Origin of the sequence: Streptococcus australis (assembly GCF_015553625.1) — a bacterium.
GTDB classification, from domain to species: domain Bacteria; phylum Bacillota; class Bacilli; order Lactobacillales; family Streptococcaceae; genus Streptococcus; species Streptococcus australis_B.
On the sequence record NZ_JADNGY010000010.1, the window covers coordinates 25,582 to 40,443 of the forward strand.

A 14,862-nucleotide genomic window follows, 5' to 3' on the forward strand; every position below is an offset into this window, starting at 1 on the left:
TCAGCTTTTATAGCCCTACTCAACTGTGCGGAGGTGGGACGACGAAATCGAATTCTAACGAATGACCGATTTCTGTCCCTCTCTCTTATTTTTATCTCCTACTGCTTTTTATGTCTATCTATGTTATAATGATAAAAAAATAAGAAGCGAGTTTTAATATGACTGTTGCAACTTTTGGGACAAAAGAAGAAAATGTTGACTATGTCAATCGTTATGGAGTCTATGCGGTAATTCCAAATCCAACCAAGGATAAAATCATCCTAGTCCAAGCACCAAATGGAGCTTGGTTCCTACCAGGTGGTGAAATCGAGGAAGGAGAAGATCATTTCTTGGCACTCGAGCGCGAACTGATCGAAGAATTGGGCTTCACTGCGACCATCGGCGAGTATTATGGCCAAGCAGACGAGTACTTCTATTCTAGTCACCGCGACACCCACTACTATAATCCTGCCTATATCTATGAAGTAACTGACTTTGTAGAAGCTCAAAAACCGCTAGAGGATTTCAATAACATTGCTTGGTTCCCAATCGACGAAGCCATTGACAGATTAAAAAGAGGAAGTCATAAGTGGGGCATCAAAATGTGGAAATCTGCCCAAAAATTGTAAGCGACTTCTTTCACAAAATAAAAAAAAGTGCTATAATAAATGGAGAAAGAGCTTAGGAGGATCTCACATGAAGCTTATGAATACAACAAATAGTCATGCTACTCTGGTCAAAAGTCAATTAGAAAGTACCGATGCTACCCTTGTTGAGGTCTATTCAGCTGGTAACACCGACGTTATCTTTACCAAAGCTCCTACACATTACGAATTGCTGATTAGTAACAAACACCGTGCCATTCGTGAAACAGAAGTTGAAAAAATTCGTGAGTTCTTTTTAAAACGCAAGATTGATCTTCAAATCATTGACCAATCTGCTATAAAGACCCTCTACTCTGATAAACTGATCGAAATTTCTTTCCCAATTGCTAAGTAAGGTTCTTCTACCTTACTTTTTTCTTTGCTATCTTTTTCAAAAAAACATCCGTTCACCTCGATAATGAGATGAACGGATGTTTTATTTCTGATAGATCATTTTTACGTGAGGGGTAGAAGCCAAGATAAAAGGCTCGCTCACCCTTTGAAAACCTAGCTTTTCATACAAGCCAACTACCTGTTCTTGGGCCTCAATTTTAATGGTCCGCCCAGGAAAGCTCTGTTCACACAGATCCAAAATCTGCTCCACCATAGCCCTCCCCAGTCCTTGGCCACGACTGTCTTTGGCTACAGCAACTCGGCCAAAATGAATCGTAGTCCCCGTCTCAAAGATCCTTGCATAGGCATCTACGCGTCCTTTCGCATCTTGATGAAAAAGGTGAATAGCTCTAAGATCAATAGCATCAAGATCATTGTAGATTCTTGTTTGTTCCACGACAAAGGTTTCCAAACGCAATTGAACGATCTCGTAAAACTCTTTTAGTTCTAGTTCTTTAAATTCTTTCCGGTACCACATCAGTTCCTCTTTATTGAAAAAGTCGAGGCTGGGACAAAAGTCCTAGCCTCTTTTTTGTCTTTGGATTGTCGAGCAAGACGCAGTGGTTGAGTGGGCTCTACTACGCTGATTACATCAGCTTTTATAGCCCTACTCAACTGTGCGGAGGTGGGACGACGAAATCGAATTCTAACGAATGACCGATTTCTGTCCCACTCTCGATTTTTTCACTTCTTATTATTTGGCTTCAAATCCTTCTGCTACTGCGTCTGCAAAGTTTTCTTCTACGATGCTTGCACAGTGGTCACAGATGGTTGCGTTGTAGCTACGTTCTGCTGTACTTGGATCGATGCGGCGGCAGCGGTCACAAACCTCGCCAGCTGCACGTTCAACAGTGAAAGCAACATCCTCGAAGGCCACTGCGCCTTCTGGAGCTGGACCTTCTGCAATGGTCAACTCTGAAACAATCAAGAGTTGTGCAACATTGCTATCTACTGCCCCAAGAAGAGTCTTCACTACTTCGTTTGGATACACCGTCAAGTGAGCTTCAAGAGATTTACCGATCACTTTTTCGTTCCGTGCTTCTTCTAAAGCTTTTTGAGCTTGGCCACGGAAGTCCATGAAGGCTGACCAGGCATCCAAGATTTCCTCTTGGTTAGCAAATGTTTGAGCTTCTGGTAATTCTGACAATTGAACGAAGTCTTCCGCTTCAAACTCAAGATAAGACCAGATTTCCTCTGCAGTGTGAGGAAGAATTGGTGTCAAAAGTTTGGTGATTTTCACAAGAATGTCATAGAAGACTGTTTGCATTTGACGGCGTTCAAGTGATTTCGCACCTTCGATGTAGACAACATCTTTGGCAAAATCTAGGTAGAAGGCAGACAAATCAACATTGATAAAGTTCACCAAAGCCTTGTAGATGGTCAAGAATTCGAAGTTTGCGTAGGCATCACGAATGGTCTTGACAAGTTGGTTAAAGCGGATAGTCATGTACTTATCAACGGAACGAAGCTCTTCATAAGCTACTGCATCCTCAGCTGGGTTAAAGTCAGATGTGTTCGCAATCAAGAAACGAAGGGTGTTACGGATCTTACGGTAAGTCTCAGAAACTTGGCTCAAGATATCCATAGAGATACGTACGTCGTTGCTTGAATCCACACTGGTTACCCAGAGACGCAAGATTTCAGCACCAAATTGTTTTTCAACATCACTTGGAGCAATGGTGTTCCCAAGAGATTTGGACATCTTTTCACCTTTACCATCCAAGGCAAAACCTTGTGACAAGATTTGTTTGTAAGGTGCTACGCCATGGTTTGCCACAGATGTAATGAGCGAGGAGTTGAACCAACCACGGTACTGGTCAGAACCTTCTAGGTAAAGATCAGCTGGGTATTTGAGTTCTGGACGGTTGACAACTACTCCATTCCATGATGAACCGGAGTCGAACCATACGTCCATGATATCTGTTTCTTTCTTGAACTCTCCATTTGGAGAACCTGGATGCGTAAATCCTTCTGGCAAGAGGTCTTTGGCATCACGTTCCCACCAGATGATGGAACCATGCTCTTCAAAGAGTTGAGCCACATGCTCGATGGTTTCAGCTGTCATGATTGGTGTTCCATCTTCAGCGTAGAAGATTGGAAGTGGTACCCCCCAAGCACGCTGACGAGAGATGACCCAGTCACCACGGTCACGAATCATATTGTAAAGACGAACTTTCCCCCATTCTGAATGGAACTTCACTTTTTCAATTTCGTCCAAGATTTCTTGACGGAATTTTGAAACTGAGGCAAACCATTGTGGTACCGCACGCCAGATAATTGGTTTTTTTGTACGCCAGTCAAATGGGTAGGAGTGAGAGATTTCTTCTTGAGCAAGAAGCAAATCACCAAGCTTTTCAATGACCGTTGGGACAACCTTATCATAGAATTGACCTTCAAACTCAGGGCCAGCATTCGCCATCATGATACCGCGTTCGTTAACCGTTACGGCAACTTCTAGACCATTGGCAACACCGACATTGTAGTCATCCTCACCAAAACCAGGGGCTGTATGGACAATACCTGTACCAGAGTCTGTTGTAACGTGATCACCAAGGATCACGAGTTCATCTACTGCTGTATCCCATGGGTGTTCTGTCACGATGTGGTTGAGGTCTTGTCCACGGTAAGTTGCCAAAACTTGAACATCAGCCCAACCAAACTTCTCAGACAAACTGTTCAACAATTCTGCAGCTACCACAAACTTACGAGTTTCGCCAGCTGGTTGCACCAAGACGTAATCAATATCCGCACCAACAGTCAAACCACGAGAAGCTGTGATGGTGAATGGTGTTGTTGTCCAAACAACGATATAAGTATCTGTATCAAGAACACCTTTGCCATCTTTAACCTTGTTTGCATAGTAAAGGGAAGTTGAAACCAAGTCATGGTATTCAATTTCCGCTTCAGCAAGAGCTGACTCAGATGACCAAGACCAGTAAACAGGCTTCGCTCCACGGTAGATATAGCCTTTATTAGCCATTTCACCGAAGACACGGATTTGCGCTGCTTCATAGTCAGGTGTCAATGTTACATACGGATTTTCCCAGTCACCTGAAACACCCAAACGCTTGAAATCTTCACGTTGTTTATCTACTTGAGAAAGAGCATATTCACGGCAAAGCTTCAAGTACTCAACCAAGTCCATCTCTTTGCGTTTGACACCTTGTTTTGCCAAAACTTGCTCGATTGGCAATCCGTGTGTATCCCAACCTGGGATGTATGGTGCGTAGAATCCTGACATAGATTTCGAACGAACAATGATATCTTTTGAAATCTTGTTCATGGCATGTCCTACGTGGATATTCCCGTTAGCATACGGAGGGCCATCATGCAAGGTGAAATGAGGTTTCCCTTGGTTCAATTCTTGACGGCGTTGATAAAGCTTTGCCTCATCCCATTCTTTTTGCCATACTGGTTCTTTTGTGGGAAGACCTGCCCGCATCGGGAACTCTGTCTTACCTAAATTTAGTGTCTCTTTGAGTTTCATGGAGTCTCCTATAAAAAATTATGATACAAAATAAAAGACCACGACCTCGCCAAAAAGGACGACAAGTCGTGGTACCACCTTCATTCAAGAAAGAGAGTAGTCTCTTTCTCCTCTTTTGTCGCTAACGCTGACCAGCGTTAGTGGTTACTCATTTCGCCACTAAGATTTGTAAAAGGATCTACCTTAACAAAGGGAGTACAGGTCTTCCACCATCACCTGCTCGCTAAAACTATTTGATAAGGTCACTGTTTTTACAGATTATAAAATTGAAACAGTTTCCCGTTGTTCTTCCCCTTCTGGAGCGTCGATATCATCAACTTCAGGAGTTTCTACAACAATTTCTTCAATAGAATCTTGATCTACTTGATTTTTTTCTGCTTCTTCCAAAGCTTCTTGAACCTTTTCATTCAATCCTTCAAAAGCTTGAGTCGCAGACAATTCACGGTTTACAGCTTCAATATGTTTTTGCAATTCTTCAATTTCAGCACGTGAGAATTGACGAGTTAAATCAATTGCTTCATCATCGTAGTTATGATGAACCGTTTCTTCCAAAGCTTTTTCGACTACTTCACGGAAAGCCTCATCACTTGTTTGAATATACATAGCAGTTGGGCGAAGAATTTCATCCCATTCTGGTGTATCAATGATGCTCAATTGACTTTCAATAGTTGATTTCAAACGTTGGTGGAAGACACGTGTTTTATTCTTCAATTCTTCCGTTTCTACAGCAACTTTCTTGGCATTGTCTGTAGCATGACGGAGAATCTCATTCGCTTTCGCTTTTGCTTCTTCGACTAAGTGGTGAGCATCTTGCTCAGCTTGACGAATAATCGTTTCTGAACGCTCATTTGCCGCGTGCTTCACACGTTCCGCAGTATCTTGAGCGATCAATACTGATTGACTCAAAGAGTCTTTCATTTCATCAAAGTAATTCAAGCGTTCTTCCAACGCACTAATTTTTGTTTCCAATTCATGTTTTTCACGAACTAATTTTTCATAGTCTCGGTAGACCATGTCTTGAAACTCTTCAACTTCTTTAGCATCGTAGCCTCTAAATTTTACATAAAAGCGTTTATCTTTGATTTCTAAAGCTGTAAGTGCCATAGTTACTCCTTATTTTCTACTGGAAAATACTTCAACTGTTATTTTGTATTTCCCGCTTTTTGATTGGCCGTTTTCTGATAGAAATTTAAAGCGGCCATATTTTCGAACACTAATTAAATCTGCTACTTGAATCATCCGACTAGGATTATCAATTGGCGCATAGTTTACCTTTACTTGGCCAGACTGAATCAATTGAACAGCAACAGACCGAGCAAGCTTAAAAGTCGAAGCTACTAGCTTATCAAGTCGTACACTAGTAACCAATAGGTCTTTGATCTTGGATGGTTCTTCTACAAAAATCCTGTCTCTACAGTCGATCTCACGAATCTTCACAGTGGCTTTTGCAATTTTTCTAAGATTCTCTTTGAAGTAGGAAGAGAAACGTGCATCCACATAAATATGAATTTTCCCCTGCCCAACCACGATATCTCCAAAAGACTTTCTTTCCAAGCCTAGCTGATGGAGAAGCGAGCCCAAAACTTGAGAATGACTTAATCGATAGAATTTATCCGGATAGAGAACTTCTAATAAGGCAATCTCAAAATCAGATGCATCCAACACATAGTAGCTAGGAGCAAGAATCACCCGTGCATATTCTGTTGGATAAATTTCTGAACTTGAGAATACCTGCAAACCGTGGTGGGCACCAATTTGTTGTAAAATATCAACCTGATGTGGATTTAAAAAAGAGGTCAGTTCAAAACTATACTGTTGCTCCACCCGAGCCACTAATTCTAGGACTCGATCTATAAATACGTGATCTTCTTGACTATAGTGTTGATAAAATCCCTTGGTCATATAAATTGTACCAAAAATTGAAGGACAAATCGTTCCACTACGGACAGAGCGAGCAAGGCAAACATGACCGTAAAGTCTAACCCACCAAATTGCAAAGGAATCTTTCTAAATAGGCTCAAAAATGGTTCGACGATCCGTTGAACCATTTTAGCTAAAGCCGATTCTGATGCATTTGGAAACCAACTAAGCAACGCATAGATGATTAATACTAGCTCAAAAACCTGAAAGAAATTTCTAACTAATTGTAGGACAAACATATTAACGATTTCGTTTCATATCAAAGTCATATTCAGCAATTTCGACATCATTTGGAAGGCGAATATCTTCAATATTCACAACGACATTGATTGGTGTTAGTAAGTACATAGTACTTGCAACACGACGCAGATTCCCGGCTAATACATAGCGAGCACCATCCAAATAATCCAAACATCTTCTCGCCTGAACTTCAGTCATGTATTGGAAGTCAATGAGAATACTTTCGTTTGCCAACAACAAGTCAACAATTTCAGTTGCTTCTTCGTATTTACGAGGATAGCGGACATCAATTGTAATCTTTTCATCTGCAGCAGAACGATTTCTTGCCAACTCTTGTTGACGTTGATGAAGTCGAGTAATATTTTCAGAAGATGATTTTTGAGATGAAGCTGATTCAACCACTGCTGTAGAAGCTACTTGTGGACGACTTGCTGCAACAGGAGTAGGTTTCTGCTCCTTGGCAGCTACCACAGCTTTTGGACGTGGTTTTGATGATGGTTGTACTGGTTTAGGGGATGATACAGGTTGGCTAGCACCGACTGCTTGAGCAGGCGCTTCTTGCACATCGTACTCATCTCCATCTTCAGTAAAATAATCAATCAATCGATCAAATCTATCTTTAAATGACATAATTCTTTCCTATTTGAAAAATGAGGTCCCAATTCGCACAAAAGTCGCACCGTTAGCAATTGCTACATCATAATCACGACTCATTCCCATGCTTAACTCTGTAAAGGGCATATTTTTCAACTGTTTCTTTTGTAATTCTTTTTGAAGTTGGTGAGTTGCTGCAAATATGGCTTGCAACTCGTCCTGACTTGCCTCAAAAGGAGCCATCGTCATTAAGCCAACAATTTGTAAGTTATCCAAGTTTTCCATTTCTGGAAGAAGAGCATCGAGCTCTTCCGGAGCAAATCCATGCTTGCTTTCTTCTCCAGAAATATTAACTTGTATAAAACATTTAATTGGGTGACTCGCCCTTTTTTGAATTTCTTGGGCAAGCTTCATAGAATCTAAAGCATGGAAGTAATCTACATAATTGATAACTTCTTTTACTTTACGACGTTGGAGACTACCGATCAAATGCCAGGTAAGTCCCTCACCTTTTAGAGCTTGGTATTTTTCTAGAAATTTATCAACACGGTTTTCACCGATATGACGGACTCCTGTATCTACCAGAGCCTTAGCTTGGTCGATACCGACATACTTAGTAACAGCAATTACATTCACCTGATCAGTGCGGTTTGCTGTTTCCATTGCTTGTGCAACCTGCGAGAATATACGCTCTTTATTTTCAATCAGATTCATTCTTAACGATTACGGAAAAATGGTGGTGTTTCCAACTCATCATCTTCTGAAGAAGAATCCACATAGCGCTCAACTTGACGACCAGTGCTAGTATCAGACTGACGTACAATGTTTTCACGACGAATGTCCCAATCTCCAAACGCAGATCCACGAGGTTTTTCTTGTTTAGCACGTGATTGAGGAGTAGGCATGTCGATTTCTTCCTTCAAATCGAATTCGCGATCAAATTGTGGAGTTTGTGGACGTTGTTCACGTGGTCCAGTTTGATAATAACGTGCTGAACTTGGTGCATGAGATGCAATTCCACTAACTCTTTCAACTTTGTCCTGACGAACACCAGTTGCGACAACCGTTACGCGAATCTCATCTTTCATTGATTCATCAATAGATGTACCGAGCCAAATGTTTACGCCATGACCAGCTGCTTGGTTAACAATTTCAGAAGCTTCTTCTGCTTCAATCAAGGTCATATCCAAACCACCAGTAACGTTGACGATCACATCTTCCGCACCGTCAATAGTTGTTTCAAGGAGTGGTGAGTAGATGGCTTTACGAGCTGCTTCAATCACACGCTCTTCACCATTACCAACACCGATACCCATCAAGGCATTTCCTTTGTTTTCCATAACAGTCTTCACGTCAGCGAAGTCAAGGTTAATCAATCCTGGGCTTGTAATCAAGTCAGTGATCCCTTGAACCCCTTGGCGAAGGACATTATCTGCTTCACTCAATGCTTCAAGAAGTGGTGTTTTCTTATCTACAATTTCTAACAAGTTGTTGTTAGAAATAATCAACAAAGTATCCACATGCTCGCGAAGCTCATTGATTCCTTCGATCGCATAGTTGCTACGTTTGGTTCCTTCAAATCCGAAAGGACGAGTCACAACGGCTACTGTCAAAGCACCAACAGCTTTAGCAATACGAGCGATAACTGGTGCAGCACCTGTACCAGATCCTCCACCCATTCCCGCTGTGATGAAGACCATGTCTGCACCTTGCAAAGCTTCCGTCAATACTTCTTCACTTTCTTCTGCGGCTTTACGACCAACCTCAGGTTGACCTCCAGCACCCAAACCACGAGTCAACTTAGGACCCAATTGGATAACTGTTTCTGCTTTTGCACTTGAAAGTGCTTGTACGTCTGTGTTTGCTGCGATGAATTCTACACCAGCAACTCCTTCGTCAATCATACGGTTGATGGCATTACCGCCACCGCCACCGACACCGATTACTTTAATAACTGCACCTTGTGCCGCTGCTGTGTCAAATGAAAATGTCATAAATACTTACACTCCTTAATCAAACATATTACCGATTAAATTCTTCATTCGGTCTGTAAAGGTAGTTTTTTCTTCTTGTTTTTGTTCTTCAACTGGATGTTGTTGCTCGACGTTTACTACAGGTTCAATTTCGTCCGGTACATAAGCTGGAACTACTGGTTGCTGTGTTGGGCGTTCGAACTGAATTGGTTGCTGACGAAGACGTTGGTCCCCATGTACAGCAGCCTGAGCAAGAATATCTACATCTGTTAGATTTCCTGCATATTCAGACAAGCTAATCACGTGAGCAAAAGCTGGATTGCGGATACCAATTTGATTTGGAACGTACAATTTCACATTTACACCAAAGACTTCTTGTGCCAACTCTTCAATACCAGGGAGAATAGCGCCACCACCGATGATGACAATTCCTCCAGGCAAATCAAGCAAATGTCTTCTTTCAAGATCTTGTTTGATTTGGTCGAAGATGTGTTTAATCCGAGCTGAAATAATTTCTGCCAAATATTTTTCAGATACTTGAACAGGTTCTACTTCACCAATCACTTCAACATGGAAGACTTCATCACCAACTGCAGGAACATAAGCTGCTCCATAGTTGAACTTCAAACCTTCTGCTAATTTTTGAGAAGTTTTCAATACTTTAGAAATATCCTTAGTAACGTAGTCGCCACCTTCTTGATAGATATTTGTAAATTGAAGTTCTTGATTACGAACAGAAGCTACTGTCGTTTGTCCTCCACCTAAATCAATGACAGTCGCACCAAACTCACGTTCTCCTTCGTTTAATACAGACTTAATCATTGCAAGCGGTGAAATAATGATGTTTTCAACTTGTAAACCAGCACGTTCAACTGTTTTCCGTAAATTATGAAGGACAGTTCTTGGACCAGTATACAAGAGTCCACGCATTTCCAAACGAATCCCCATCATACCACGTGGGTCACGAATTCCTTGGAAACCATCGACTGTGAATTCTTCTGGAATAAAGGTAATGACTTCACGGTCAGGCGTCATACTCTTCGTCAAAGCAGACCGTACAACATTTTCTACGTCTGCATCCGTAATTTCTTTTGAATCACTGGTTACAGGAATCATTCCTTGAGTTGCTTCAATTTGAAGAAGGTTCGCTGGCAATCCAACGTTGACAAGATTGATTGAAATTCCTGCTTTTTCTTCTGCCTGACTTACTGCATTTTTAATCGCATTCGAAGCAGCCTCAATATCAACAATAATTCCATCTTTGACGCCAGCACTTTTCGCATTGCTGACTCCAATTACATTCATTTCTCCATTGACATGTTCTGCCACCAATACTTTTATTGAACTAGTACCGATATCTAAACCTGTAAAAAAGCCGTTTCTAGCCATTACACCAGTCCTCTCTCTTTTGTTTTCCTATACGTCAGTTAATAGCTCCATTTAGTTAGAACTATCCAAATTTTATTATAACACAAATATGCCCATAGTGGGCATATTTTCTTCATTTATTTCAGATAATTTATGAGGGCTTACTCAGCGGGAACTTCTTCGTGTTGCTCGGTTACGACTGCACTCTCATCAGAATCTGTCGAGTTGGCGTCCGCTTCCTCCGTTTTGTTCCCTTCCCCTTGCTCTTCTTCTTTCTTTTCCTGAGCTAAAGTAGCCATTGTTTCTGCATTATAACTGTATATACCCGCTTCCATGTCAATGACACTGTCATCTTCAATCAGTTTACGAATCTTATCGTAATAAGGCAATTTACGCTTGATCTGAGATACAGGCACTAAAACCTTGGTGCCATCCTTCATGGTTAGCGTCACCAAATCCTTAGTCACCTTGCTCGGTGTCAAGTCCACTGACTCAATTTTATCTCGTACAGTAGATGGTATTTTCCCCAGTTGTTTGACAAATTGTCGGACCAATTCTCGATCAGAAAAACGAACGCTTAGGTAAGACTTGGGAAGCTGATCCGTAGCAACCGGTGTCTCCACGACTTCTCCATTCTCTAAAATGGGATAGTGGTCTTCCTCCGTCACATAGTAACCAAAAACCTGGTATTCCTCAACCTGAACCTTAAAAGTCGTAGGGAAAGCATAGGTCATTGATATATCCTTGACCCAGGGACTCGCCGCCTTCATATTAGCAAGATAACGATCCCGATTTAAGAAAGTTGTCAAGGTATAATCCCGATCTTGGATACGACTTTTTTCGAACAACAGGGTCTGATCCGCATTTTTATTCCCTGAAAATTCGATCACTTTTTGCTTCGCTAGGGGCGTTAAAAGATAGGTAGAAAAGAGAGCAATCAGGGTACTGATAACCAAAACTGGAATAGCTCTGTAGATGTGACGTCTCGCAATTTGGCCTTCCTTTTTAGCCTCCTTCGCTAATACCTCTTCTTCGAACATAGCTTCTGAAGCTTCTGTTAGGTAGATGATTTTTTCTTCTTCAGACTCTTCTTCTATTTCTTCAGGAAGAGTTTCTTGCAATTCCTCCTCAGCTACATTGGCCACATTCTCATCTTCCTCTTCATCTATAGTCTCGGCATCTTGCTCTACGGCATCTAGATCTTCAGAGGGAGTTTTTTGATTCAGAAGTTCCTGTCTTTCCTTCTCTTCTTGTGCTTTCTTTTCTTTTTCTTCTTGCTCTTCTAATTGTTTTTTCTTTTGATACTCCTGGTTTCGTCTCTGCCACTCAGAGAGCTTAGTGACTTCCTTAGGAGTTTTTTGGTTCTTCTTATCCGTCATTTTTTCCTTTTATTAATTTCTTGATGGACCAGACTGTAAAATTCATCCAAGGAAAGCAGCTCATTCGAAGACTTCATCGCTTGATGATAGCTTTCTGCCCCTTGGAACATTTTATCCATCGTATTTTGCAAACGATCCATGCTCAATTCTGGTTCAGCGATGGTTTCTGCATAACCTTTCTCAACGAAATATTGAGCGTTTTCGATCTGATCTCCCCGACTAGCTTCTTTTCCTAGAGGAACGATGATATGTAGCTTATTCATGGCTAAGAGTTCAAAAATCGTATTGGCACCGCCACGAGTCACCACTAGGTCTGCCTTTTGGAGCAATGGAAGATAGTGATCCGTCACGTAATCCACGCGGTAAAGATGAGGAGCTTGCTCATTTAAAGAGGAGTCCCCTGTCAAATTAATGACATTGTAGCTTGCCAACAAGGCTTCTCGATTATTTGTAACAAACTCATTGAACACTCGTGCACCAGCAGAGCCCCCCACAAAGAGAAGGGTTGGCAACTGTGGATCAAATTGAGCAAATACTGCTTCTAATTCTACTGGGGTTGGAACTTGCCCCTGATGAACCTTGGTCACAGCTCCTACATGTTGGGCTTTGACTAGGCTTTTCGGTTGCTCAAAGGTCGTGAACATTTTCGTCGCAAACTTATAAGCAATTTTATTGGCCAAGCCCATGGAACGGTCTGATTCGTGTACCAATACAGGAACGAAACAAAGTCGTGCAGCCACTACCGGAGGAACAGAAACGAAGCCTCCTTTAGAAAACAAGACCTGTGGCCGTACACACAGCATGATCCAAATCGATTGGAGAATGCCCCAGAAGACCTTGAAGATATCCAACATGTTTTGCCAAGAGAAATAACGGCGTAGCTTACCCGTCGCAATCGAGTGGAATTGAATGTCCAAGCCAGATTTCAAAATCTCTTGGTGTTCAATCCCTTTCTTGTCTCCAATATAATGAACTTCCCAACCGTCCTCGATAAAGCGAGGGATAAGGAGAAGGTTCAAGGTGACGTGGCCAACTGTACCTCCCCCTGTGAATACTATTTTTTTCATATTATTTTTTCAACTCTTCTACTGTTTTAAGGAATTCATCGCCCCGCACTTCAAAATTCGCATACATGTCCCAGCTGGCATTGGCTGGACTAAGCAAGACAATATCGCCTGCATCAGCGAATTCAAAGGCTTTGCGCGTTGCGTCTGCCACATCCGTCGCATCTAGATAGGCCACACCTGCTTGATCCGCTGCCCGTTTCACCCGTTCAGCAGACTCTCCAAGGATGACCATTTTTTTAAGACCGGTAATATCTGGCACCAATTCATCAAATTCATTGCCTCGGTCCAAGCCACCAGCGATTAAGATGACATGAGCGTTATCAAATCCAGACAAGGCTTTTTGGGTTGCTAAGATATTGGTAGACTTACTATCATTGTAGAATTTCACCCCTTCAATCTCAGCCACATACTGCAAGCGGTGCTTCACCCCGCCAAAGGCTGATAAGGTTTCTTGGATCGTTTGATTGTCAATGCCACGAAGTTTGGCCACTGCAATGGTAGCTAAAGCATTTTCTACATTGTGACTACCTGGTACTCCGATTTGATCTGCTCGCATAACGGCTTCACCTCGGAAGTAAAGGACACCATCCTCTAAATAAGCTCCGTCCACCTTTTCTTGAGTTGAAAATGGCACCACAGTAGCCTGCGTTTGCTTAGCCAAATCTTTAGCGAGATCTTGGTTAAAGTTCAGTACCACAAAATCCTTGGCAGTCATATTCTTTTGAATAGCCCATTTTGCAGCTACATAACCTTCGAAGGATCCATGATAATCCAAGTGGGTTGGCATGAGATTAGTAATCACTGCGATTTCTGGATGGAAGGCTTCAATTCCCATCAATTGGAAAGAAGATAATTCCATCACCAATGTGTCTTTAGCTGTCGCTGTTTGAGCGACTTGACTAGCTGGAAAACCAATATTCCCAGACAAAAGACCATTTTGTCCAGCGGCAGTTAACACTTCCCCAATCATGGTAGTGGTGGTTGTCTTTCCATTTGAACCAGTGATGCCGATGATCGGCGCTTCTGAAATGAGGTAAGCCAATTCAACCTCAGTCAAAACAGGGATGCCTTTTTCAAGGGCCCGTTGGACCATGGGATTCGTGTATGGAATTCCAGGATTCTTCACCATCACCGCAAAGTCTTCATCCAAGAGTTCCAGAGGATGTCCTCCTGTCACGACTTTGATTCCTTCTTCCAGCAAACTCTGGGCTGCAGGATTTTCTTCAAAGGCTTTTCCATCATTCACCGTTACGATAGCTCCTAGGCGATCTAGTAAACGTGCTGCAGATTCTCCGGATTTCGCCAATCCTAAAACAAGGACTTTTTTATTTTTAAATGTTTCAATGATGTTCATAGCTTTTTTACTCCAATTTGTTCATCTTCTATTTTACCCTTTTTTAGACAATTTAAAAAGCCTTAAGACAGCAAAAGAAGCAACACCTTACAAAAATGACCTCTTCCCCTTCTTTCATAAAAAAGTCGCCATGATTTTACATCACAACGACTCTATTTCTGGAGTGAAAATCTCCAGTTTATTCTGATTTATCCAAGCGTTTAGAAGACTTGGTTGGCAACCGCGAGATATCAACGAGGGCCAGGTAGCCTACAAAAGCAAGGAAGGCACCAACAAAAAATTCTGAAGGTAATTGGAAGATTTGGAAAATTGCTAAGCAAAGCAGAATCACCAAAGAGACCAACAATACGACCAGGGTTACTACATTCAGAGTTCCTCTAATACTCTTTGGAGCTGCAAAAAGATAAAAAAGGAGGATCAAAATACCTATAATTAAATAAACCATTTTGTCACTCCTTTCTTAT

At 41.8% G+C, this 14,862-nt stretch carries 15 protein-coding genes and 1 other annotated feature; of the genes, 2 read left to right on the plus strand and 13 right to left on the minus strand.

The annotated features are described in order from the left end of the window. Positions 1–158: 158 nt before the first annotated feature. Positions 159–608 (plus strand): NUDIX hydrolase, encoded by a 450-nt coding sequence (locus I2D56_RS08485; protein WP_023022485.1) that lies wholly within the window; start codon positions 159–161, stop codon positions 606–608. A gap of 67 nt (positions 609–675) precedes the next feature. Further along, positions 676–978 carry a DUF1827 family protein gene (locus tag I2D56_RS08490; RefSeq protein ID WP_006596776.1) on the plus strand — a complete coding sequence of 101 codons (303 nt, stop codon included), beginning with the start codon at positions 676–678 and terminating at the stop codon, positions 976–978. An 81-nt stretch (positions 979–1,059) separates the two neighbouring features. Here the strand turns inward: I2D56_RS08490 and I2D56_RS08495 are convergent, their stop codons facing one another. The 13 genes from I2D56_RS08495 to I2D56_RS08555 all read right to left on the minus strand — a co-directional run bounded on the left by I2D56_RS08495 (position 1,060) and on the right by I2D56_RS08555 (position 14,843). Continuing rightward, the gene (locus tag I2D56_RS08495; RefSeq protein ID WP_195348370.1) at positions 1,060–1,494 is read right to left on the minus strand and encodes a GNAT family N-acetyltransferase; all 435 of its coding nucleotides are present in this window, start codon (positions 1,492–1,494) and stop codon (positions 1,060–1,062) included. 216 nt (positions 1,495–1,710) lie between these two features. Beyond that, the gene (gene ileS, locus I2D56_RS08500; RefSeq protein WP_195348371.1) at positions 1,711–4,503 is read right to left on the minus strand and encodes an isoleucine--tRNA ligase; all 2,793 of its coding nucleotides are present in this window, start codon (positions 4,501–4,503) and stop codon (positions 1,711–1,713) included. Positions 4,504–4,554: 51 nt separating this feature from the next. Beyond that, positions 4,555–4,771, minus strand: a binding site (T-box leader). Then, positions 4,762–5,607, minus strand: coding sequence for a DivIVA domain-containing protein (locus I2D56_RS08505; protein WP_023022479.1), 846 nt, complete (start codon positions 5,605–5,607; stop codon positions 4,762–4,764). Its footprint overlaps the feature before it by 10 nt. A 9-nt stretch (positions 5,608–5,616) precedes the next feature. Beyond that, positions 5,617–6,405, minus strand: coding sequence for an RNA-binding protein (locus I2D56_RS08510; protein WP_117745072.1), 789 nt, complete (start codon positions 6,403–6,405; stop codon positions 5,617–5,619). Beyond that, the gene (locus tag I2D56_RS08515; protein WP_006596781.1) at positions 6,402–6,662 is read right to left on the minus strand and encodes a YggT family protein; all 261 of its coding nucleotides are present in this window, start codon (positions 6,660–6,662) and stop codon (positions 6,402–6,404) included. The genes I2D56_RS08510 and I2D56_RS08515 overlap by 4 nt, the downstream gene beginning before the upstream one ends. A 1-nt stretch (position 6,663) precedes the next feature. Further along, positions 6,664–7,293: a cell division protein SepF gene (sepF, locus tag I2D56_RS08520; protein WP_023026451.1), complete on the minus strand. Its 630-nt coding sequence runs from the start codon at positions 7,291–7,293 to the stop codon at positions 6,664–6,666. Between the two features lie 9 nt (positions 7,294–7,302). After that, positions 7,303–7,971 carry a YggS family pyridoxal phosphate-dependent enzyme gene (locus tag I2D56_RS08525; protein ID WP_042507438.1) on the minus strand — a complete coding sequence of 223 codons (669 nt, stop codon included), beginning with the start codon at positions 7,969–7,971 and terminating at the stop codon, positions 7,303–7,305. A gap of 2 nt (positions 7,972–7,973) precedes the next feature. Beyond that, on the minus strand, positions 7,974–9,251 hold the full coding sequence (gene ftsZ / locus I2D56_RS08530) for a cell division protein FtsZ (protein WP_023022471.1): 1,278 nt from the start codon (positions 9,249–9,251) through the stop codon (positions 7,974–7,976). 15 nt (positions 9,252–9,266) lie between these two features. Then, entirely contained in the window at positions 9,267–10,619 is a 1,353-nt protein-coding gene (gene ftsA, locus I2D56_RS08535) for a cell division protein FtsA (protein WP_023022469.1), read from the minus strand. 140 nt (positions 10,620–10,759) lie between these two features. Next, the gene (locus I2D56_RS08540; protein WP_195348372.1) at positions 10,760–11,977 is read right to left on the minus strand and encodes a cell division protein FtsQ/DivIB; all 1,218 of its coding nucleotides are present in this window, start codon (positions 11,975–11,977) and stop codon (positions 10,760–10,762) included. After that, on the minus strand, positions 11,974–13,044 hold the full coding sequence (locus tag I2D56_RS08545) for a UDP-N-acetylglucosamine--N-acetylmuramyl-(pentapeptide) pyrophosphoryl-undecaprenol N-acetylglucosamine transferase (RefSeq protein ID WP_023022463.1): 1,071 nt from the start codon (positions 13,042–13,044) through the stop codon (positions 11,974–11,976). The genes I2D56_RS08540 and I2D56_RS08545 overlap by 4 nt, the downstream gene beginning before the upstream one ends. A 1-nt stretch (position 13,045) precedes the next feature. Then, a complete protein-coding gene (gene murD, locus I2D56_RS08550; protein ID WP_195214150.1) occupies positions 13,046–14,398 on the minus strand; it encodes a UDP-N-acetylmuramoyl-L-alanine--D-glutamate ligase in 1,353 nt (450 codons plus the stop codon). Positions 14,399–14,576: 178 nt separating this feature from the next. After that, a complete protein-coding gene (locus tag I2D56_RS08555; RefSeq protein ID WP_023026447.1) occupies positions 14,577–14,843 on the minus strand; it encodes a DUF3165 family protein in 267 nt (88 codons plus the stop codon). Between the last annotated feature and the right edge of the window lie 19 nt (positions 14,844–14,862).

What these genes read in the sequence shown, in the direction of transcription:
- I2D56_RS08540 (WP_195348372.1), bottom strand. Translation starts at nt 11,977, where the DNA reads ATGACGGATAAGAAGAACCAAAAAACTCCTAAGGAAGTCACTAAGCTC.
- I2D56_RS08485 (WP_023022485.1), top strand. Translation starts at nt 159, where the DNA reads ATGACTGTTGCAACTTTTGGGACAAAAGAAGAAAATGTTGACTATGTC.
- I2D56_RS08545 (WP_023022463.1), bottom strand. Translation starts at nt 13,044, where the DNA reads ATGAAAAAAATAGTATTCACAGGGGGAGGTACAGTTGGCCACGTCACC.
- I2D56_RS08505 (WP_023022479.1), bottom strand. Translation starts at nt 5,607, where the DNA reads ATGGCACTTACAGCTTTAGAAATCAAAGATAAACGCTTTTATGTAAAA.
- ftsZ (WP_023022471.1), bottom strand. Translation starts at nt 9,251, where the DNA reads ATGACATTTTCATTTGACACAGCAGCGGCACAAGGTGCAGTTATTAAA.
- I2D56_RS08495 (WP_195348370.1), bottom strand. Translation starts at nt 1,494, where the DNA reads ATGTGGTACCGGAAAGAATTTAAAGAACTAGAACTAAAAGAGTTTTAC.
- I2D56_RS08515 (WP_006596781.1), bottom strand. Translation starts at nt 6,662, where the DNA reads ATGTTTGTCCTACAATTAGTTAGAAATTTCTTTCAGGTTTTTGAGCTA.
- I2D56_RS08525 (WP_042507438.1), bottom strand. Translation starts at nt 7,971, where the DNA reads ATGAATCTGATTGAAAATAAAGAGCGTATATTCTCGCAGGTTGCACAA.
- murD (WP_195214150.1), bottom strand. Translation starts at nt 14,398, where the DNA reads ATGAACATCATTGAAACATTTAAAAATAAAAAAGTCCTTGTTTTAGGA.
- sepF (WP_023026451.1), bottom strand. Translation starts at nt 7,293, where the DNA reads ATGTCATTTAAAGATAGATTTGATCGATTGATTGATTATTTTACTGAA.
- ftsA (WP_023022469.1), bottom strand. Translation starts at nt 10,619, where the DNA reads ATGGCTAGAAACGGCTTTTTTACAGGTTTAGATATCGGTACTAGTTCA.
- ileS (WP_195348371.1), bottom strand. Translation starts at nt 4,503, where the DNA reads ATGAAACTCAAAGAGACACTAAATTTAGGTAAGACAGAGTTCCCGATG.
- I2D56_RS08555 (WP_023026447.1), bottom strand. Translation starts at nt 14,843, where the DNA reads ATGGTTTATTTAATTATAGGTATTTTGATCCTCCTTTTTTATCTTTTT.
- I2D56_RS08510 (WP_117745072.1), bottom strand. Translation starts at nt 6,405, where the DNA reads ATGACCAAGGGATTTTATCAACACTATAGTCAAGAAGATCACGTATTT.
- I2D56_RS08490 (WP_006596776.1), top strand. Translation starts at nt 676, where the DNA reads ATGAAGCTTATGAATACAACAAATAGTCATGCTACTCTGGTCAAAAGT.